Origin of the sequence: Pantoea sp. B9002, assembly GCF_013385945.1 — a bacterium.
GTDB lineage: Bacteria > Pseudomonadota > Gammaproteobacteria > Enterobacterales > Enterobacteriaceae > Pantoea.
On the sequence record NZ_JACAPA010000021.1, the window covers coordinates 33,896 to 54,424 of the forward strand.

Annotated in this window: 25 protein-coding genes; 22 read left to right on the forward strand and 3 right to left on the reverse strand. The window is 55.0% G+C overall.

Features of this window, described 5'->3' with window-relative positions; genetic code table 11:
- Positions 1-16: 16 nt before the first annotated feature.
- A complete protein-coding gene (flgA, locus tag HX773_RS12645; RefSeq protein ID WP_176971781.1) occupies positions 17-781 on the reverse strand; it encodes a flagellar basal body P-ring formation chaperone FlgA in 765 nt (254 codons plus the stop codon).
- A gap of 84 nt (positions 782-865) precedes the next feature.
- Here flgA and HX773_RS12650 point away from each other — a divergent pair, with 84 nt between their 5' ends.
- From HX773_RS12650 to HX773_RS12705, 12 genes are all read left to right on the forward strand, one after another.
- A complete protein-coding gene (locus tag HX773_RS12650) occupies positions 866-1,216 on the forward strand; it encodes a flagellar basal body protein (RefSeq protein ID WP_176971782.1) in 351 nt (116 codons plus the stop codon).
- 2 nt (positions 1,217-1,218) lie between these two features.
- On the forward strand, positions 1,219-1,644 hold the full coding sequence (gene flgC / locus HX773_RS12655) for a flagellar basal body rod protein FlgC (protein ID WP_176971783.1): 426 nt from the start codon (positions 1,219-1,221) through the stop codon (positions 1,642-1,644).
- Between the two features lie 2 nt (positions 1,645-1,646).
- Complete coding sequence (locus HX773_RS12660) at positions 1,647-2,357, forward strand: flagellar hook capping FlgD N-terminal domain-containing protein (protein WP_176971784.1); 711 nt, start codon at positions 1,647-1,649, stop codon at positions 2,355-2,357.
- 11 nt (positions 2,358-2,368) lie between these two features.
- The gene (flgE, locus tag HX773_RS12665; RefSeq protein ID WP_176971785.1) at positions 2,369-3,559 is read left to right on the forward strand and encodes a flagellar hook protein FlgE; all 1,191 of its coding nucleotides are present in this window, start codon (positions 2,369-2,371) and stop codon (positions 3,557-3,559) included.
- Between the two features lie 2 nt (positions 3,560-3,561).
- The gene (locus HX773_RS12670) at positions 3,562-4,293 is read left to right on the forward strand and encodes a flagellar basal body rod protein FlgF (protein ID WP_176971786.1); all 732 of its coding nucleotides are present in this window, start codon (positions 3,562-3,564) and stop codon (positions 4,291-4,293) included.
- 14 nt (positions 4,294-4,307) lie between these two features.
- Entirely contained in the window at positions 4,308-5,093 is a 786-nt protein-coding gene (gene flgG / locus HX773_RS12675; RefSeq protein WP_137386508.1) for a flagellar basal-body rod protein FlgG, read from the forward strand.
- A 52-nt stretch (positions 5,094-5,145) separates the two neighbouring features.
- A complete protein-coding gene (gene flgH, locus HX773_RS12680; protein ID WP_176971787.1) occupies positions 5,146-5,826 on the forward strand; it encodes a flagellar basal body L-ring protein FlgH in 681 nt (226 codons plus the stop codon).
- A 64-nt stretch (positions 5,827-5,890) separates the two neighbouring features.
- Positions 5,891-6,952 carry a flagellar basal body P-ring protein FlgI gene (locus HX773_RS12685; RefSeq protein WP_255433222.1) on the forward strand — a complete coding sequence of 354 codons (1,062 nt, stop codon included), beginning with the start codon at positions 5,891-5,893 and terminating at the stop codon, positions 6,950-6,952.
- Positions 6,953-7,246, forward strand: coding sequence for a rod-binding protein (locus HX773_RS12690; RefSeq protein WP_176971788.1), 294 nt, complete (start codon positions 6,953-6,955; stop codon positions 7,244-7,246). It begins immediately after the preceding gene.
- A gap of 64 nt (positions 7,247-7,310) precedes the next feature.
- Positions 7,311-8,681: a flagellar hook-associated protein FlgK gene (gene flgK / locus HX773_RS12695; protein ID WP_176971789.1), complete on the forward strand. Its 1,371-nt coding sequence runs from the start codon at positions 7,311-7,313 to the stop codon at positions 8,679-8,681.
- A 10-nt stretch (positions 8,682-8,691) separates the two neighbouring features.
- The gene (gene flgL / locus HX773_RS12700; protein WP_176971790.1) at positions 8,692-9,600 is read left to right on the forward strand and encodes a flagellar hook-associated protein FlgL; all 909 of its coding nucleotides are present in this window, start codon (positions 8,692-8,694) and stop codon (positions 9,598-9,600) included.
- Between the two features lie 5 nt (positions 9,601-9,605).
- Complete coding sequence (locus HX773_RS12705) at positions 9,606-10,634, forward strand: hypothetical protein (RefSeq protein ID WP_176971791.1); 1,029 nt, start codon at positions 9,606-9,608, stop codon at positions 10,632-10,634.
- Positions 10,635-10,636: 2 nt separating this feature from the next.
- Here the strand turns inward: HX773_RS12705 and HX773_RS12710 are convergent, their stop codons facing one another.
- Complete coding sequence (locus tag HX773_RS12710) at positions 10,637-11,101, reverse strand: hypothetical protein (protein ID WP_176971792.1); 465 nt, start codon at positions 11,099-11,101, stop codon at positions 10,637-10,639.
- The gene (locus HX773_RS26085) at positions 11,076-12,014 is read right to left on the reverse strand and encodes a transcriptional regulator (RefSeq protein WP_176971793.1); all 939 of its coding nucleotides are present in this window, start codon (positions 12,012-12,014) and stop codon (positions 11,076-11,078) included. Before HX773_RS26085 ends, HX773_RS12710 begins: the two co-directional genes overlap by 26 nt.
- 481 nt (positions 12,015-12,495) lie before the next feature.
- Between HX773_RS26085 and HX773_RS12720 the strand changes: the two genes are divergently transcribed.
- The 10 genes from HX773_RS12720 (at position 12,496) to HX773_RS12765 (ending at position 20,520) form a co-directional block, all read left to right on the forward strand.
- Complete coding sequence (locus tag HX773_RS12720; protein ID WP_255433214.1) at positions 12,496-13,338, forward strand: flagellin; 843 nt, start codon at positions 12,496-12,498, stop codon at positions 13,336-13,338.
- A gap of 185 nt (positions 13,339-13,523) precedes the next feature.
- The gene (gene fliD, locus HX773_RS12725) at positions 13,524-14,810 is read left to right on the forward strand and encodes a flagellar filament capping protein FliD (RefSeq protein WP_176971795.1); all 1,287 of its coding nucleotides are present in this window, start codon (positions 13,524-13,526) and stop codon (positions 14,808-14,810) included.
- A 12-nt stretch (positions 14,811-14,822) separates the two neighbouring features.
- Complete coding sequence (fliS, locus tag HX773_RS12730) at positions 14,823-15,206, forward strand: flagellar export chaperone FliS (protein WP_137386497.1); 384 nt, start codon at positions 14,823-14,825, stop codon at positions 15,204-15,206.
- Positions 15,203-15,502 (forward strand): hypothetical protein, encoded by a 300-nt coding sequence (locus HX773_RS12735; RefSeq protein ID WP_176971796.1) that lies wholly within the window; start codon positions 15,203-15,205, stop codon positions 15,500-15,502. Before fliS ends, HX773_RS12735 begins: the two co-directional genes overlap by 4 nt.
- Positions 15,499-16,527 carry a flagellar hook-length control protein FliK gene (locus HX773_RS12740; RefSeq protein ID WP_176971797.1) on the forward strand — a complete coding sequence of 343 codons (1,029 nt, stop codon included), beginning with the start codon at positions 15,499-15,501 and terminating at the stop codon, positions 16,525-16,527. Before HX773_RS12735 ends, HX773_RS12740 begins: the two co-directional genes overlap by 4 nt.
- Positions 16,528-16,531: 4 nt before the next feature.
- Entirely contained in the window at positions 16,532-16,999 is a 468-nt protein-coding gene (locus HX773_RS12745; protein ID WP_176971798.1) for a flagellar basal body-associated FliL family protein, read from the forward strand.
- A 9-nt stretch (positions 17,000-17,008) separates the two neighbouring features.
- Positions 17,009-17,707: a FliA/WhiG family RNA polymerase sigma factor gene (locus HX773_RS12750; protein WP_176971799.1), complete on the forward strand. Its 699-nt coding sequence runs from the start codon at positions 17,009-17,011 to the stop codon at positions 17,705-17,707.
- Between the two features lie 6 nt (positions 17,708-17,713).
- Positions 17,714-18,577, forward strand: a complete 864-nt coding sequence (motA, locus tag HX773_RS12755; protein WP_176971800.1) for a flagellar motor stator protein MotA — start codon at positions 17,714-17,716, stop codon at positions 18,575-18,577.
- On the forward strand, positions 18,577-19,497 hold the full coding sequence (gene lafU, locus HX773_RS12760; protein ID WP_176971801.1) for a putative lateral flagellar export/assembly protein LafU: 921 nt from the start codon (positions 18,577-18,579) through the stop codon (positions 19,495-19,497). The genes motA and lafU overlap by 1 nt, the downstream gene beginning before the upstream one ends.
- 408 nt (positions 19,498-19,905) lie before the next feature.
- Positions 19,906-20,520 carry a cupin domain-containing protein gene (locus tag HX773_RS12765; protein ID WP_176971802.1) on the forward strand — a complete coding sequence of 205 codons (615 nt, stop codon included), beginning with the start codon at positions 19,906-19,908 and terminating at the stop codon, positions 20,518-20,520.
- Positions 20,521-20,529 lie beyond the last annotated feature (9 nt).

Below are 20,529 nucleotides of genomic sequence, written 5' to 3' on the forward strand. Positions count from 1 at the left end.
AACTTAAATTCCGCTTTTAGGGATTGCCCGGCGCCACCAACATGCGCACCACGCCGCGATCGTCAACGCGCGCGCTCACCACACGTTGGCTTTGCAGATTGCGCACTTTAATGATGTCGCCTTTACGGCCTTTCTTCAGCGCTTCGCCCATCATCTTCGCCTGCACGCCATCCTGCTCGGCGATCATCACGATCTGCTGACCGCGTTCGATCAATACCGGCTGATCGAGATGCGCCGGGGCGATCGCCTGCAACTCACGCACCCGTTTCTTCAGCGTAAAACCAACCGCATCGTCGGGATTCGTCAGAAAGCCGTCACGCAGGCCCACGATATTGCGCTTCTTCATTTCCACATCGCTGGGTGCCAGCAGTTTGCCGCGCTCCAGCATGTTTTTCGCCACCAGAATTGGCAGATAAACATCCGGTTTTACCGTCACGGCGATTTCCCAGCCGTTGGCACCATCGCAACGAATGTCATAGCGCAGACGCGCCAGATCCATGCGATCGCCCGCCGGTAAGGCCGAGGTTAAAGGACGCGAGCAGCGCTGAAAACGGCTCACTTCAGTAGGAATAAAGACGTTGAGTTTGCTGCTGAAATCTTTCCAGCCTTTCTGTTTGGCAATGCGCTGGATGTCGGATGTCGCGTTGGCGACGGCCTGATTGTAGATCTGCTTACGTGCGGTTTGCGCTTCAGGCGCGGCAAAAAGCTGCGTTGAAAAAATCAGCAGGCTGAGCGGAATCAGGCGGAAAAGCGACTTCCCGTTAAAACGCAATGTGTTCATAAAATTCTCACCAAATCAATGATTTAAAAGTTGGCACGCTGTTTGCTTAATAGCGTGTGAATCGCAACTGATGAGGAACACCACATGGGGATAAGTTTTGACAAAGCGCTGGGGGCACATCCCGCCGCCTTACAGCTTCGACTTTCGCGAGCAGAGCTGTTAACGGCCAACCTGGCAAATGTGGATACCCCGAATTACCAGGCTAAAGATATTGATTTTGCCGCAGAGATGCAACGTTCAATGCTGAAAAGTTCGTTCACTTCTTCGCCAGAAATTCAGTATCGCGTGCCGTATCAACCATCGTCCGATGGCAACACCGTGGCGCTGGACGTTGAGCAGGCCGAGTTCTCGAAAAACTCGCTGGATTACCAAACCAGCCTGCAATTTCTCAGCAGCAAATTTATCGGCCTGAAGCAGGCCATTGAAGGGAAATAATTTTGTCTTTCAACGATATCTATCGCGTATCAGGTTCAGCAATGACGGCACAAACCGTTCGTCTGAACACCATCGCCAGTAATCTGGCCAACGCGGAATCACCGGCAGCAAGCGAAGCTGCAACTTATAAGGCGCGCCGTCCGGTGTTTGCCGCCATCTATCAGAACAACAAGCTGATGGATTCACCTGCTTTGGCGGGTGCGCGCGTGCAGGTGCTGGATGTAGTGGAAACCGGTACGGCGGTACGTCGTTACGAGCCGGGCAACCCGCTGGCGAACGCGCAGGGCCACGTCTTCTATCCCGACATCAATACCGTCGAAGAGATGGCCGACATGATGTCCGCGTCGCGCAATTTCGAAACCAACGTGGAAGTGCTGAACAGTGTGAAAAGCATGCAGCAAAGCCTGCTGCGTCTGGGAGAGGCTTAAGTATGAGCGTGAATAACGTCAACAACAGCGGCACCGGCGTAGATACCTACGGCCAGACTCCGCAGAGCAACGGCGGCACCAGCAGCATGTTCCTGACTTTGCTGGTGGCGCAGATCCAGAACCAGGATCCCACCAACCCCACCGACAGCGCGGATTACATCAATCAGCTGTCGATGATGTCGCAGATGGAGTCGATGCAGACGCTAACCGACACCATGACCGGCGTCTACTACATGGCGGAAAGCATGCAGGCGATGGGGATGGCGAATCTGGTGGGCCAGCAGGTTTATGCCAGCAGCAACAGCATCAAGCTGGAAGGCAACAGCATTGATGGTCGTATCAATCTGCAGCATCCGGCGGAAAACGTCACGCTGCACATCAAAGACAGCGCGGGCAAAGAGGTCAAGCTGGATCTCGGTAAGCAGCAGCAAGGCGATGTCGAATTCACTATTGATCCCGCCACGCTTGGCCTGGCAGATGGCGATTACACCTTGAGTGTGGTGACCGATGTGGGGGAAGAGAAGATTCCGATTGAGATCGCCGGCACCGTCAACAGCGTGCGTTTCGATCCGCAGACGGGCGCACCGATGATCAACATTCCTGGCCTGGGCGAAGTGGCTTACAACACCATTCGTCAGTTTGGCAGCAGTAAAAATCCGGCGCCCGCGCCATTTCTTTCTCCTGACGCGAATGCATCGCGTCGCTTTTCCTAAGGGTTTTTTCCATGAGCTTTAATATTGCAACCTCTGGCCTGAACGCTGTCACTAAACAGCTTGGCGCGATCAGTAACAACATCGCCAACGGCGGCACCGCTGGCTACAAATCCATGCGTGCTGAATTCTCGTCGCTGTACGCGGGCGGCCAGGCGATGGGCGTTGGCGTCAGCAGCATCTCGCAAAGCATTACCCAGAACGGCGGCATTACCGGTTCTTCACGTGGTCTGGATCTGGCGATCTCCGGCAACGGCTTCTTTATGACCAAAGATACCAGCGGCAACGTCAGCTATAGCCGTGCGGGATATATGGGCACCGACAGCCAGGGTTACATCACCAATAATCTCGGTAAGCGCGTGCAGGGTTATCCAGTGGATGCTAACGGCCAGCTGCAAACCGGCGTAATTGGCGACTTGAAAATTTCCGCAGGCAGCATTCCAGCGAAAGCCACCGACAGCATGGGCTTCACCGGCAACCTGAATGCCAACGCCAAAGAGCCAGAAGTGACAACGTTCAACAAGGATGACAGCAAAAGCTACAACAACACTTACACCAGCAAAGTGTACGATTCACTGGGTCGCGAACACACCATCGAACAGTACTTCGTTAAGACCGCAGAAAACGAGTGGGAAGTGCACTATTTCGTTGATGGCAATGCAGCCAATCCGGCTTCACAGCCGCTGGAATTCAGCACCAACGGCATCATCACCTCGCCAACTAGCGCCGTCAACATTACTGCGGCCATTCCGGGCGCGGACGGCCTGAGCATCGCGCTGGATTACGCTGGCACCAGCCAGTACGGCTCTGAGTTCAACGTCTCAAAAAACAGCCCGAACGGTTATTCCGCCGGTGAGAAAAACGGCGAGCAGATCGACGACGATGGCAAGATCTACGCGACTTACAGCAATGGCGAACGTCTGCTGCAGGGCCAGCTGGTGCTCGCTAACTTCACCAATCCAAACGGCCTCAACTCTGAAGATGGCACTGCATGGTCAGCAACCAACCTTTCCGGTCAGGCCATTATTGGCGTACCGAAAAGCGGCCTGAATGGCGCGATCCAATCCTACGCACTGGAAGGTTCTAACGTCGATATGACGGAAGAGCTGGTCGGTTTGATGAGCGCGCAGCGTAACTATCAGGCGAACACCAAAGTCATCTCGACCAATGATTCGATGATGAACGCTCTGTTCCAGGCGCTGTAATTATGGATCGCATGATTTATACCGCCGTCAGCGGCGCCAATCGCAGCCTGACGCAGCAGATGATTCACTCGAACAACCTCGCGAATGCCAATACCGAAGGTTTTCGCGCCGATCTCGAACGCGCCACTACGCAAGCGGTCGCGGGTGGCGGCTATAACAGCCGTCATCAGGTACGCAGCGAGAGCGGCGGCATCAACATGGCGCACGGTTCACTGCAGGAAACCGGTCGCGAGCTGGATATCGGCATCAAAGGTGATGGCCTGATTGCGGTGCGTGAAGGGCGTCGTGAGCTCTACACCCGCAACGGTCACATTGATATCGATGACATGGGCAACCTGTCGATTGGCGGCAAACCGCTGATTGGTGATAACGGCCCGATTCAGCTGCCACCGTTTTCGCAGGTAGCGATTGGCGATGACGGCACCATCACCATCATTCCGGAAGATGGCAACGTGGCGGCAGCAATGGATGTTGAGCGCATCAAGCTGGTGGATATTCCCGCCAATCAGCTGCGCAAAAACAACGACGGCTGGCTGACGGCCAATCGTCTGACCGCGCCGCGCAGCGAAGACGTGCAGCTGGCGAGCCAGCATCTGGAAGGCAGTAATGTCTCGGCGGTGAATGAGATGGTGCAAACCCTTTCGCTCAGCCGTCAATTTGAAGCGCAAATCAAAATGATGAAAGCCGCAGAAACCCTCGTGCAGGCAGGCAATCGCCTGATCCGCGGCAGCTAACAGGAAGCAAAGAAATGAATCCAGCTCTTTGGGTCAGTAAAACCGGTCTGGCGGCGCAGGACGCCAAAATGGCCGCCATCTCCAACAACCTGGCGAACGTTGATACCACCGGCTTCAAACGCGATCGCGTGGTGTTTGAAGATCTGTTCTATCAAACGCAGCGTGCGCCTGGCACCCAGTTAAACCAGAACAACCAGACGCCAACCGGCATTCAGTTCGGTAGCGGTGTGAAGATCCTTGGTACACAGAAGCAGTTCACCCAGGGCGCGATGAAAAACACCCAGCAGGAGCTGGATGTGGCGATTGCTGGTCAGGGCTTCTTCCAGGTGGAAACCGCCGATGGCGACATCGCCTATACCCGCTCAGGCAACCTGAAAATCAGCGCCGATGGCGTGATGACCAACGCGCAGGGCTTGCCGTTGATTCCCCAGATTGAGCTGCCGGAAGGCACCAAAAATCTCACCATCGGCAAAGACGGCACCGTCAGCGCCACCGTGGCGGGCGAAACCGATCCGGTTGAACTTGGCCAAATCACCTTGGTGAATTTCGTCAATCCAGCCGGGCTGGAAGCGACCGGCAGCAACCTGTATCGCGAAACCGCCGCCAGTGGCGAAGCGGTAGAAGGCGTGCCGGGCGAAGAAGCCTTTGGCCAGCTGGAACAGGGTTCGCTGGAAGGTTCCAACGTGCAGGTGGTGGAAGAGATGGTTGACATGATCACCGTGCAGCGCGCTTACGAGATGAACGCCAAGATGGTGTCGGCTGCCGATGACATGCTGAAGTTCGTCACGCAGCAGATGTAATTTTTTGCGGCGGAAGAGGTTTTTCCGCCCACCTTGCAAGGCCATAAAAATAATGACACTGACAAAAAAACTCACCGGCGGCTTACTACTGACCGCCGCACTGCTGCTGACCGGCTGTGAAAGCCCGGCGCTGCTGGTGCAAAAAGATGACGCCGCCTTTGCGCCGCCGGAAGATCTGGTTCAGCCAGACACCCGCGTCAGCGGTGGTGGTCTCTATAACACCCAATATCAATGGTCGCTGATGCAGGATCGCCGCGCTTATCGCGTGGGCGACATCCTGACTGTGCGTCTTGATGAATCGACGCAGTCGAGCAAACAGGCGCGCACCAACTTCGGCAAAAAGAACGATGTCGAGCTCGGCGTGCCGTCGGCGATGGGCAAAACCTTTGATGATTTGAGCGGCTCGATTAAGGGCAGCCGTAACTTCAACGGTAACGCCACCTCGGCGCAGCAGAACATGTTGCGCGGATCGATTTCCGTTGCGGTACACAAAGTGCTGCCTAACGGCGTGCTGGCGATTCGCGGCGAGAAGTGGCTGACGTTGAATCAGGGCGATGAGTACATGCGCGTCACCGGCCTCGTGCGTGCCGATGACATTGAACGCGATAACAGTATTTCATCCCAGCGCATTGCCAATGCGCGTATCTCTTACGCCGGGCGCGGTGCGCTCAGTGATGCCAATTCAGCGGGTTGGCTCACACGCTTCTTCAACCATCCGCTGTTCCCGATTTAAGGTGAAGATCATGATCAGAATGACCGTTCGCTATCTGCTGCCGCTGTTCCTCGCGGCTGGCCTGATGGCAACCAATAACGTACACGCGCAGGCGCTGGGCTCATTAGTGGATATTCAGGGCGTGCGTGATAACCAGTTAGTGGGTTACAGCCTCGTTGTCGGCCTCGATGGCACTGGCGACCGCAGCCAGGTGAAATTCACCGGCCAGTCGCTGGCTAACATGCTGCGTCAGTTCGGCGTGCAGATGCCGCCAAAAATGGATCCGAAAGTGAAAAACGTCGCGGCGGTAGCGCTGAGCGCCACGCTGCCTTCGATGTACGCACGCGGCCAGACCATCAACGTTACCGTTTCATCTATTGGCGATGCGAAAAGCCTGCGCGGCGGCACCTTGCTGTTAACGCAGCTGCGCGGTGCTGACGGTGAAGTCTACGCGCTTGCGCAGGGCAACGTGGTGGTCGGCGGCGTGAAAGCCGAAGGCGACAGCGGTTCCAGCGTCACCATCAATACGCCAACCGTAGGCCGCATTCCTAACGGTGCCTCGGTTGAACGCGAAGTGCCGAGCGATTTCCAGGATAACAGCGATGTGATGCTGAATCTGAAGCGTCCGAGCTTTAAAACCGCCAACAACATCGCCGTGGCGCTGAACCAGGCATTCGGTGCCGGTACTGCGGTAGCGAAAAGCGGCACCAACGTTTCGGTCAACGCGCCGCGCGATCCCTCTGCGCGCGTGGCCTTTATGTCGATGCTGGAAGACGTGCAGATCAACGCCGGTAAACAGCCGCCGCGCGTGGTGTTCAACGCCCGCACCGGCACCATCGTGTTGGGTGAAGGCATTGTGGTACGTGCCGCCGCTGTCGCCCATGGCAATCTCACCGTGACCATCGCCGAGCGCCCGAACGTCAGCCAACCAGGTCCGTTCAGCAATGGCGAAACCGCAGTGACACCGGAATCGGATATCAGCGTTGATCGCGGTCGCGGCCAGATGGTTAACGTTCCGGCGGGCACCAGCCTGCGCAGCATTGTGAACACCATTAACAGCCTCGGTGCGGCTCCGGACGACACCATGGCCATTTTACAGGCGCTGCATGAAGCCGGCGCACTCGATGCAGAACTGGTGGTGATTTAAATGATTGATCGTATCTCAACCCCGTTTAGCCCAATGGCCAACGGCATTGCGGGCGGCGCGAAGCCCAACAATCTGGAGCAGGCGGCCGAGAAATTTGAAGCGATGTTCCTGCGCACCATGCTGAGCGAAATGCGTAAAGGCACCGATGCGTTTGCCGGTGAAAGCGGCATGTTCAGCAGCCGCGAAGCGCGCAACCTGCGTGATTTTTATGACGATGCGCTGGCGCATGAGCTGGCAAGCCAGCGCAGCACCGGCATCGCCAACGTACTGATTCAGCAGTTATCGCCGAAGTAGACTTAATAAACGCAGCATTAATGTCGCTCTGCCCAGGCAGAAATGGTGAATGCGAGAGGAAAAAATGAGCATCATTAATATCGGTTACAGCGGTGCCAGCGCGGCGCGTATCGGCATGAACGTTACGGCGTTGAACATTGCCAATGCCGCGACCCGCGGTTACAGCCGTCAGCGCGTTGAGCAGCAGGCGATTGGCCCCATGGGCAATCAGCGTCTGGCGAGCGGCAACGGGGTGGAAGTCACCAATATCCGTCGTATGGCCGACCAATTCCGTATCGGCCAGGTTTGGCGTGCCAACACGCAAACCAGTTATTTCGACCAGGGACAAACCTATCTTGGCGCGCTTGAGAAGCTGCTGGGAACCGACACCAGCGGCATCGGTGACGGCCTGGATAACTTCTTTAAATCCCTGAGCGGCGCCAGTGAGAAGCCGGACAACCAGGCGATGCGTCAGGATGTGTTGACGGAAGCACGCGCGCTGTCGACGCGTTTCAACAACATTCAATCGTTCCTGCAAAAGCAGCGCACTAACAGCCAACAGCAGCAGCGCGATTTGACCGTCTCGATCAACAGTGTGAGCGGCAACATTGCGGAGTACAACAAGCGCATTAAAGAGACCGAAGCGATTGGCGGCGATACCAGCATTCTGCGCGATCAGCGTGATGAGCTGGTGAACGAGCTGAGCAGCTACGTCGATATCCGTGTGCAGGAGAATGACAAAGGCGAATACAGCCTGATGCTGCCTTCGGGTCAGCCGCTGGTGAGCGGCAGCGATGTCGGCAAATTGTCAATGGAGATGGACGCCAGCGGCGAACCTTTCCTGCAGTTGAACTTTGCCGGCAGCAGCTATCAGGTGGATATGAAAACCGGCGGTGCGTTTGGCGCGCTGCATGATTATCAGGTCAATACCCTGAACGGCATTGAAGAGAGCATCATCGGCATGGCGGAATCGATGGCCAACGCCTTTAATGATCAGCTCGCTTTAGGTTTCGATCTGAAAGGCAATGCCGGCAAACCGCTGTTTAACTTCGATATTAGCAATCCTAACGGCATGCTGCAGGTCAACGATCTCGCCTGGGATGAGCTGGCATTCTCTGGCGATGCAGCTGCCACCGGTGACAATAAAAACCTGCTGGCGTTGATTGGTATTAAAACCCAAACCTTCACCATTCCGGGCATCGGTGAATCAACGCTGGATAGTGCCAGTGCGTCGCTGATCAGCACCATCGGCATTAAAAGTCGTCAGAACCAAACCGAGCTGACGGCCGCCGCTGCGCTGCTGGAAGACGCGGTCACTCAACGCGATAGCTATAGCGCGGTGAACTATGACGAAGAGTACATCAGCCTAACTAATTACACCCAGGCGTATCAGGCGAATATGAAAGTGATTGCTACGGGCGATCAAATCTTCACCGACCTGCTGGCGCTGTTCTAAGGAAAATACCATGCGAGTGAATAGCTTTAGTTTCTCCAACACCATGCTGAACAGCCTTGGGCGTAACAATACGCAGCTCAATAAACTGATGACGCAGATTAACGAACAGAAACGCGTTATCAACCCTTCTGACGATCCGATTGCCAGCACGCAGCTGGCGCAGATTCGTCGTGAACAGGCCTCGATCGGTCAGTATCAGCGCAACATTGAACGCCTGGGACACAGCCTGGGTCAGCAGGAAACGCTGGTGAATTCGAGCAGCAATCAGCTGCTGAGCATGCTGGATAAGCTGCGCGAAGCCAACAACAGCAGCAACGGCGCGGTTGATATGGCCGGTTACGCCACCGAGCTGAGCGCGATGAAAGATATGCTGGTTGAGCAACTGAACAGCCGCGACGAAAGTGGTCGCTATCTGTTTGCCGGTACCAAAACCAATCAGCAGCCGGTGGTGCGTGATGCCACCACCGGTGAATGGACTTTTGCCGGCAACCACGAAAGTAACAGCACGCCGGTGGCAAATGGCGTACTGATGAAATCGAATACTGATTTGGCTGGGGCATTTGGCGCGGATCTGAAAACGCTGAACCAACTGGAGTCGCTGCTGGAAAAAATGTCCGATCCAACCGTGGCGCCGGAAAGCTATGCCGATGAGATCACTGCGATGATTGGTCAGGTGCAAACCACCTCCGATAACGTTGCGGCGATTTTCACCGAGCTGGGTGGACGTCAGAACAACATGACCTTATTGCAGGAAGCGCATCTGGATAATAAAACCATCAATGAGGAAGTTGCGGGTGGATTAGAAGGGTTAGATATGGCGACCGCAATGCTCGACCTCAATCGTTATATGGTCTCGTCGCAGGCTTCTTATCAGGTTTACAACCAGGTTTCCTCACTGTCTCTGTTTAACTTAAGGTAACAAGCATGATGCAGGTGGATAATCGTTTAGCGCCGGGCTTGCGTCCCGCGCTACAAAGCACACCGCTTAGCGCGAAAGCACCGGTCAGCAACGTTGCCAATACAGCACCGCGTCAGACCAGCAATTTTCCCGATGCGCCGCTGATCTCTTCTCAGCCGCTGCGCTATAACGTTCAGCTGAATCAACAGCTGACGCGCGTGCAGCAGGCCGATCACTTTCTGCAGGCGACCGAAAGTCAGCTGCTGAAAGTGAACCATGCGCTGAGCCGTCGCGGCGATCGCCAGACGGCGTTAGCCGAGACGCAGACCTTGCAATCACTGCTGGCACAGCGTCAAACGCTGTCCGGCGGCAGTGTGAATCGCCAGCTGCAAGTGTCGCTGGAAGGAAAAACCCAGGTTAACTTCCAGCTGCGCGATGGTCAGGCGTTGGTGAATAATCCGCAGCCGGAACTGCTGACGTTTTCCCTGGCGGGCCAGCAGCGCGAAATCAGCGCCGCGTCGATTGCCGCCGACAGCACGCCGCAGCAGACGTTGCTCAGCCTGAACCAGGCGCTGGGCAAATGGGGCATTCACGGCAAGCTGGATGCGCAACGCGAAGTGCAGTTTCAGGTCGATGAGCAGCAATGGTCACGCGTGAATCAGCATCTGAGCGTGCAGGGCGGCGGCGAACGTTATCCACAGAGTCAATTCTTCCCGGTTAAACCGCAGGCGGAAACCACGCTGGAGGATGAAGTGGCACGCGTGCTGGCGAATCCGGCCCAGCTGGAATCGCTGCAGCCCACGCTCGATAGCACGCTGGAACAGCTGACTCGTCAGCGTAAGCAGTTGGTCCGCACCAAAGCGCTGGTGCAGCAACGTGTTGATAGCATGTCGAATTTCAGCAGTGCGCAGGCAAATAGCGCGGCACAGGATGTGGCGCAGCAGTTGGGTCAGCGTAGTTATGGCAGCGTGGCGGATGCGCTGGGCGCGCAAGCAAACGTGCCGCGCGCCACCGTGAAAAACGTGTTAGGCAGCGCAGCGTTGCTGCGCGCCTGAGGTTAGTGCTGCTGGTTGATCATCAATCCCGAAGGCATCACCAACATGCGGTTGCCTTCAAATTCCACGCTATTAAAAGTGACGCCGTTGTGAGCATTGAAGTTAAAGATGCTTTTGACCAACGGCTTATCTTTACTGGCGTGCACCATCAGCGGTTGATAGCTGTAAACCACGCCGTTGCGCGTCTGTGCTTGGGGTGTTAACAATATTTTGGCGATAAATTGCCGCGTGGCGATTTCGCTGGTCAGCGTCATTAATACACCGTCGGATTTCACGGCAAAAAACGGCAAATAGAGCTCCCGCTGACCGTTTTCCACATCGTAAATACCCATCTCAATACCGCTACCAGTAAAATCTTCGTCAAATACCTGATGGCTCGACCACGGCAACCAGCCGCGCACTGCTGTGGTAATCAGCAGCAGCAAGGTCAGCAGCGCCAGACTAAGGGTTGCAAGACGCCATTTCATTCAGCTTTCTCTCCATCTCTTCGGTGAGCAGTTTGCTCAAGGCTTGCTGGTTATCTTCCGCATTAAACACGGTCATCACCAACTGCTGATGCGTGCAGGCACTTTTTAGATTCAACGTCAGATTGATCACATCGCTGCTGGCGGAATAGTAGATATCCATGTGCGTCGCGCGCTGCTGCAGCGTGGTGTTCAGCTGACGCAAGGTGTTGCCGAGCAGTTCGGAGATATCTTTCTGCTGGGTGCTGGCGTCGCGCGGTGTATTGGTGAGTTGCAACAAGCGGATTTGCGAGGCACCTTCCAGCGGCAGCTGTGCCAGATAAGGTTGCTGCTGCAGTGATGAACGCCATATTCCTACCGCGAGCGCGATAAAGATCACCAGCGTGATGCCAAACAGCGCCATCCACAGATGATGCGGTTTAGCGGCAGGTGGCGCTGCAGTAATGGGCGCTGCTGGAGGTACTTCGGCGACGGCGATAACGGGCGCTGCTTCGGCCGGTAATTCCGGCGGTGCAGCGGGCGGGGGGGACGGCGGCGTGATACTCAGCAGCTGCAGATCGCTCTCTTCTTCATCCTCTTCATTTATACGTCGCTGGAAATGGCAAAACTCGGCTTCGAGAATGTAGCCTTTCTTCGGCACGGTTCTGATAATCAGCTGCTGCTTACCGTCATCTTCCAGCGCCACGCGCAGCGCATGAATGGCATTCGGCAAGCTATTGCTGCCAATAACGCGCCGTTCCCATACCAGCTGATTCAACTCTTCACGCGATAAAATCTGCCCGGCATGCTGAATCAGCACCACCAGCAGTTTCAATTGATATTCACCGAGTCGCCGCTGTTCGCCGCTCTCCTGGTGGATTAATGAAGCACTGGCAATATCAAGTAACCAGTGATTGATAATGCAATCTGACGTCATCGTTACTTTATTTCCCTTGGTATGGCGGGTGCTGTTATCGCCATCGTCGTCGCGTCAAAAAAACGTGGTTGGACGATAGTTATTTTATTATGCAAGACTAGTCTCAAAAAGAAGTGATTTCAATGCGTTGATTTAAGAACGATGAGATTTGTTGCAGAAAAAACGGATAAAAAGGCTCTTAAGAAAAAGCGCGAATCCTAAAAATCGAACCATAATGGCTGTAAAAATGATGCATTTGGTGAAAAAGTAATTTATATCAATTAGTTGAATATTATTTCCTGCGTTTTGCATATAATTTAATTTATATGATCATTCTGCCGCCTTTATTTCCTCTTCTGTTTATCACTCTCAAATAAATAACGTTTTTTTCGCGAAAAGATTTTAAATAGATTTAAGAGATTCTATTAGCGTGCCGTTTTCTCCTGTTACTTGAAACGGAATCATCGGATTCCAACCTTTGGAGATAAATCTCATGTTAACTATGTTCACAAACTCAGCAGCTATGTCCTCTACTAACTCCATGAACCGTGCAAACTCTGCACTGTCCACCGCAATGGAGCGTCTGGGTACCGGCAAACGTATCAACTCTGCAGCTGACGACGCAGCTGGCCTGCAGATCGCAACCCGCCTCGACGGTCAGTCTCGTGGCATGGGCGTTGCTCAGAACAACATCGCGAAAGCAACTGCCATGATGCAGACCGCTGAAGGCGCTTTCGATGAAGTCAACAACATCCTGTTCCGCATGAAAGACCTGGCTACTCAGGCTGCGGATGACACCAACAACGCCGATGACCGTACTGCGCTGCAGACTGAGTTCACTGCACTGAACGCAGAACTGAACAACATCATGACCAACACCTCTTACGGCACCGAAAAACTGCTGACCGGTGCAAGTGGTGCTGCTGGCAAACTGACCAAAGAACTTCAGTTCCAGATTGGTGCTTCTAAAGATGAAACACTGAAAGTTAACTTGAGTGGCGCGCTGGGTACCGTAAACACCGCACTGGGTAAATTGACCGCATCAGGCATTTCTGGTGGCGCTGCCGCAGGTAACGCCATGCTGGAAAACGTAACTAAAGCGCTGGATGCAGTCGGTTCAATCCGTTCTGACCTGGGTGCCAACATCAACCGTCTGGGTCACACCGCGGCTAACCTGGCAAACATGAAAGACAACACCGACCTGAACCTCGGCACCATCCGTGACGCTGACTTCGCTGAAGAAGGTTCAAAAATGAGCCGTCAGAACATGCTGATGCAGAGCAGCCAGATGATGCTGAAGCAGGCTAACGGTATGGGCCAGATGGTTCTGGGCATGCTGGGCTAATCCCCGCTTTATGTAATGAAAAACACCGCTCATGCAGCGGTGTTTTTGTTTCCGCCCTGGCTGGATTTCCCTTCCCCTCAGGCGGAAAAAATCTTTCCTGATTTTTATCTAACCATCTGAATATATTCATAAATAAAAACTGGCACGCTGCTTGCTATATACAAGTCATTCCGTAGGAGAAAACGATGAATATGAATATGGAGCCGTCCCAATGGGCGGAAATCCTCGCCACTAACAGCATTGCCGCGATGCAGTCTCGTCTGCAGGCGCAGCAGAAAAAAGTCACTAATGAGCAGAGTGCATTAACCGCGCTTAAAACGGCTCTGACTGATTTCCGTACCGCGCTGAAAGGCTTCGGTACCAATGGCGAGTTGGTGAAGAACAGCGCTAAGCCAAATATGGAAGGCTACGTCAACCTCAAAGCCAGCGCCAATGCCAGCAAAGGTCTGTATCAGGTTGAAGTGAAGGAGACGGCTGCTGCCCAGCAAGATTCGTTTGCGGATATGACCGATGACAAAGTGAAAAATGCCACCGGCACCATGACCATTGCTGTTGATGGGAAAGAGATCGATATCGATCTTACCGACGTTGAGAGCATGGCGGACCTGCGTGATGCCATTAACAAACATCCGGACAATCCTGGCGTAACGGCATCACTGATGAAGGTCAACGGTGAAACGCGCATGTTGATGGGCAGTGAAAAGACCGGTGAGAAAAACGGATTTGAAATTAGTGTGACTGGCGATCCGGCTTTTGAGGCAGCGCTTACCGCGACCACTATTTCTAAAGCGCGTGACGCTGAGATCTCGATTGGCGACATGGTAATCAAGAGCGATTCCAACACCTTTAAAGACGTGATCCCTGGCGTTGAAATCAACGTGGTGCAGAAGACCGATCCGGCTCGTCCGTTGGTCATCAGCGTAGAAAATGACGAGACGCAAACCAAAGAGCAGGCGCAGAAATTTGCGGATGCCTACAACGCGCTGTTTACCAAACTCGACGAGCTGACCAAAAGCGGCGGTGATAAAGAGAAGCGCGGCGCGCTGGCGGGCGACTCCGGCCTGCGCGTGCTGGAACAGCAGATGACCTCACTGCTGCGTCAAACCACCAACGGCAAAAAGCTGAGCGACTTCGGTATCTCAACGGATAAAGCCGGCAAGCTCGAAATCGACAACGAAAAATTCCTCGAAGCGGTGCGTGATAACCCCGCAGCGCTCGATGCGATGTTCGGCGGCGCGGACGGCATGATCAAGAAGATGGACAAAGGTCTTGATAGCTTCCTCAGCACCTCGACCGGCTCAATCAAAAGCCGTCAGGACTCACTCGACCGCCAAAATACCCAACTGACAACCAAAGCCGATCAAATCCAGACGCGCTATGACACCAGCTACGCCCGCTATCTGAAGCAGTTCACGCGTGCGCAGGCGGCCATGTCGCAGATGGAGAACACATTGGCGAACTTCTTCGGTTAATGAAGGTGACATATGTACGGTAATACTTCGGAAATTCATGGCTATAACGATGCGGATCTGGCGATCCGCACCGCCGCCGCCACGCCACATCAGCTGGTGCTGATGCTGTTCACCGGTTTGCAGGATGAGCTGGTGCGTGCCAAAGGGCACGTTGCCGCGAAGCGTTTTGAGCGTAAAGCCAGCAGCATTTCTAAAAGCATCGACATCCTCAATGCGCTGACCAGCGCACTGGATTTTGAACGCGGTGGCGAACTGGCGCTGCGTTTGGCTTCGCTTTACGACTATTGCGTTTATCGCCTGTACGACGCCAGCCACAACTTGTCTGTTGCACAGATTGAAGAAGTGGAAGGCGTACTGGTGACCTTGCGCGAAGGCTGGGAGGGCATGCAGCCATGAAACAGCAGTTTGTGGCGTTAGGCACGGCATTAGAGCAGGCCGCGCAGAATGATGATTGGCTGCAGGTCACGCAGATTGATAAGCAGATCAACGATCTGTTGCTGCAACTGCGTCAGCAGAGTCTGAGTGACGCCACACTAGCGCAGGTAAAAATGCTGCAGCAGCGCCATCAGCAGGTGGCGGCGCAGTGCCGTGCGCGTGTTGAGGAGTTGCGCCACAAACTGCAACAGCATCAGTCGCAACGTCAGGGTCGGCAGGCATACAGCCTGTTTGGCGATGAGCCTGGAGGCGCATGATGATCCCGTCACTCTCCTCTTTCGTTCTGCCGAACAGCGCTGCACCCGCTGTCGCGCCGGGTACGCCGGGCGCGACAGATGTGGCGAATGCGCCTCTGCCGCTGGTGCCGATGTTTATGCTCGGCGGCAGTGTGCCAGCGCCGGTTCAGGCTCCGCAGCCGCAGCTGGATGAAGAGGCAGCGCTGGCGGACAGCAGCGATCCTGAACAGCTGATGCAGCTGTTGCTGGACCCGACGCTGACAGCGCCGATTACCACGCCGCAGCCACCGGTTATCACGCCGACACCTTTGCCGTTCAGCGCACCGCAGCATGTGCCTGAACTGGCGACGCTGGCGCGTCCAGCGCTACTGCCGCAAACCGCACCATCTACCCAACCGGCGATGCTGGCGGGACAGGTAATGACGCCGGCTGAAACCGCGCCGAGCCAACCGCTAAAACTGCGCACGCCGCAGGATGCGCGTGATGCCAGCCAGCAGGTTCTGGCGATGATGCAGGCATCACCGGATGAGCCGCTGGCAAAAATGTTGCCCGCGCAAGTGATTGCACACAGCCAGCAGCTGATCGCCGCCAACCAGGCGAGCGCCCAGCCGATGGTCAAAATGCAGGCTCCGCTGACATTACCTGAAGCCGCACACGAGAAAGCCGCAGTGCTGCGTGAAGCCTTAGGCGATCGCCTGCAGATGCAGGTCGATCAACGCACGCAGAAAGCCACCATTCGTCTCGATCCGCCGAATCTCGGCAAGCTGGATATTTCCCTGCATTACGAGGGCGGCAAATTGCAGGTACAGATTCAGGCGGCACAGCCTGACGTCTACCGCGCCTTGCAGCAGGTGAGCCAGGAATTACGTGGCGCACTGAGCGAGCAAAACCAGGTGGCGGTCAACGTACAGATTTCGCAGCAGCAGGGCGAACAACGCCAGGCGCCGCGTCAACAGCCCGAACAGGACGTGGTGCTGAGTAACAACATTGCAGAAGTGACGGAAGAACAACGTCACCGCGATCTTTCCATACTGACAACGGTATAACTTAATGAAAACTAAAAATATCGCTCGCAGCCTTGCGATGGTGTTGGGCACTTCCGTGCTGACCGCCGCGCTGGTTGTAGCAGGCACTGAACTGATTAATCCCGCCAGCAGCACCGGCGAAACCCGTAGCTTCTCCTCGCTGTTTGCGAAAAAAGAGAAGCCAGAGCAGGTGCTCTACCTGGAAGTGAAAAACCAGGTGATCACCCTGAAAGGCAACGGCAGCAAAGAGCGTTATCTGCTGCTCGATCTGGCCTACGTCGCGAACAGCGATGAAAGTTTGAAAGCCACAGAACACAACCTGCCGAAGATGAAAAGCGTGCTGGTCGCGATGTTCTCCGGCATGGAATACGACGCGGTGCGCACCATGACCGTTGATGACATCCATATGCAGATGATGGCGCGTTATGAAGGGGTGTTCGGCAAGAACCAGCCTTTCTCCGACGTGATGATCTCCAAAATGGTCTTCCAGTAAGGGGATGTCATGAGCGTATTTAATGAAGTGACCGAACTTACGCCCGTCGAAGAGAGCCGCTATTTGCAGCAGTGGCTGCCGCTGGTCAAGCGCGTGGTGCGCCAGCTCTCGGCGCAAACCGATGCGGTGATGGATCGTGAAGATCTCGAGCAGATCGCTCTAATGGGCCTGCTGGAATCGCTGCGCCGTTACGGCCATCCGGACGATCATTTTGCCGGTTACGCCTTGCAGCGCGTGCGCGGTGCGGTGCTGGATCAACTGCGTCTGCACGACTGGCGTCCACGTCGTCTGCGTCAGAAAACCCACAAAATCAATGATGCGGTGCGTGAACTGACGCGCCGTCTCGGTCACGAGCCGAACGAAGAAGAGTTGCGTTTGCATCTCAAGCTCAGTGCAGAAGAAGTGCAGGAGTATCTGCTGCTGGAATCGGCCAGTGCCATGGAGAGCTTTGACGAGCTGCTGGCCGGCGAAGGTTTAGGCCTCGGTCAGGCGCTGAGCGGTCGCGCGCTGGAAGAAGAAGTGGGCATCCAGCGCACGCTGAAAACGGCGCTGGCATCACTGTGCGAGCGCGAGCAGCTGATTCTGAGCCTCTATTACCAGCACGAAATGAGCCTGAAAGAGATCGCTCTGGTGCTGGAACTGACCGAAGCACGCGTTTGCCAGATCAATAAAAAGATCGGCGAAAAGATTAAACAATTCTTCGAGTAAAACATCATGCAAAAACTGATTGGACTCCTCGTAGTGCTGGGCAGTGTGGTTGGCGGCTATATGCACGCTGGCGGCTTGCTCAGTGCGTTCTGGCAACCTGGCGAACTGGTGATCATTCTCGGTTCGGGCGCGGGTGCCATGGTGATTGGTAACTCCAAAACCGTATTAAAAGACATGTGGGCGCAGGTGCGCGGCACGGTAAAAGGCAACGTCTATACCGCAGAATTCCAGCAACAGCTGCTGATGCTGCTGTATGAACTGTTGGAACTGGTGCAGGACGGCGGCTTGAAAGCGCTGGATGCGCACATTGAAGTGCCGGAAAACAGCGAGCTTTTCCAGAAATATCCGCTGATCCTCGCCGATCGCAGCTTCATCTCCTTTATCTCGGACAACTTCCGTCTGATGGCGATGGGCAAGATCAACGAACATGAGCTGGAAGGTATTCTCGAATCTGAGCTGCAAGCAGTGGAAGAAGAGCTGCTGAAGCCATCACGCTCAATGCAGCGTACCGCGGAAGCGATGCCGGGCTTTGGTATCTGTGCGGCGGTACTGGGCATCATTATCACCATGCAGTCGATTGACGGTTCAATCGCGCTGATCGGCGTGAAAGTGGCGGCCGCATTGGTCGGTACCTTCCTCGGCGTATTCTTCTGTTACTGCCTGCTGGATCCGCTGGCGAATGCCATGGAGCAGAACCAGAAAAAACGTCTGGCGGTGCTGGAGTGCATTCGTACCGTGTTGGTGAATCAGGTGGCGGGCAAGCCGACGCTGCTGGCGGTGGATGCCGGACGTAAAATGTTGCCACTCGATACCAAACCGACGTTTGCCACGCTGGATGGCTGGGTCAATCAGCTAACTGAAGGTGCGTAATGAAACACAATGCGCATCACACCACCATCATCAAACGCGGCGGCAAGAAGGCGCACCATGCGCATCATGGCGGCGCGTGGAAAGTGGCCTTTGCCGACTTCACGCTGGCGATGATGGCGCTGTTTATGGTGCTGTGGATCATGGGCGCGGTGAGCGAAGAGGAACGTAAAGAGATCGTCGCGCAACTGAACGGCACTTCCGTTTTTGATGGCACCAACTTCAATCCTTTTGACGTTGAGAACGCGGGTGGAACGGCGATTATCGGCGAAACCCTGGCGATTTCACCGCCGACGCAAACGGCGACGGTCAGCGCTTCTCATGATGACATCAGCCTGAACGCCGGCAGTAAACCGCAGGAAGATTTAGACAGCGTGCTGTCACGCTCGGATGCGGAACTGGCGCTGTTACACAACCAGCTGCAACGGATGATCAACAGCTATAACGCGCAAAATTACCTGATGCTGGAAACCTTGCCACAAGGGCTGCGCATTCTGATTCAGGACGATCAGGATCGCATGATGTTTCCACGCGGTAGCGCGGTGCTCACGCCGTTCTTCCAGAAACTGCTGACCGAACTCGGCCCGGTGTTTAACCGCATCGACAACAAAATCATGATCAGCGGCCACACCGATGCCGCGCAGTACAGCGGCAACGCCGCCTATAACAACTGGAATCTGTCTGGCGACCGTGCGCTGGCCGCCCGCCGCGCGCTGGAGCGTGGCGGACTGGAGAGTGCGCGCGTGTTACAGGTCAATGCGATGGCGTCACGCATGCCGCGCGATCATGACGATCCCATGAGTGCGCGCAATCGCCGTATTGAAATTCTGGTGTTAACCGATGCTGCTGCCGAAACCCTGTTCCAGTTTTATGGCCGCGAGGGGGAGAACGTCGTGAAACCCATCGCTGAGCGCCTACGATAACCTGTCAGTGCCTTTGAATCGCATTTTTTGATTCTACCGGTGGCGAAATCCACCGGTTTTTTTTCGCCTGAAATTTGTGCGTAATATGCTCATTCATGGCGTAATGCCGATCAGTTAAGCGCCGTATCAAATCACCGCACCTTCCGTAGCGGCGCGATTTATCGCGCAATGAATTGCGCCGCTACAATGTATGCTCTCGGTAACCAGGGGTTTTCATGTCTTAACTGACGAGCATTACGCCATTCATGGCGACCATCAATCCCCAGCACGCGATGTTAATAATGTTGCCAATAAATTTGGCTTTAGTTAGCTAAATCATTCTTTTTTGTGAATTTTGTTGGTGGGCGCACATTGCAATGCCACTTTGGTAAGCCACAATTAAGCATCGTGATTAACCGGAGAAAGAGTATGACTGCCAACCACTCCAGCCTGCTATTACTGATGTCTTTCGCCGCCGGCACCTTTTCCGCTGGATCCTCCAGCAATCCGCAACATCTCATGCTGTCGCTACCGTCGGGCGGCGTGCCCAACAGCCCGCTACCGCTGATCATCTGGCCCGGTATTGTGCCGTATGACGATGAAAATCCCACGGACGACAGCGCCGCCTGGTTTGAAAAAACCTTTACCCGCAACGGCTGGCCCGCCGCGTGGCGTTCGCCGATCTTTCCGTATACGCACTATCACCCAAACACCCATGAAGTGTTGGGCGTGGCTGCCGGTTGGGCGGAAGTGCTGTTCGGCGGCGACAGCGGTCGCATGGTGACGCTGCGTGAAGGCGATGCGGTGCTGATCCCCGCGGGCGTCGGCCACAAACAGGTGTTTGCCTCAGAGGATTTTTTCACCGTTGGCGCCTATCCTGAAGGTATGTCCCCGGAAACCGTGCGTGATGAGCCGTCGCGTTTACGTGCGTCGAAGGAGAAAATCCAGCATGTTCCGCTGCCGCACCGCGATCCTTTTACCGGTGGCGAAGGCGCGATGACGGAGATCTGGCTGCCAATCGCGCAGCAGCTGATGCACCAGTAAAGTGCAAAA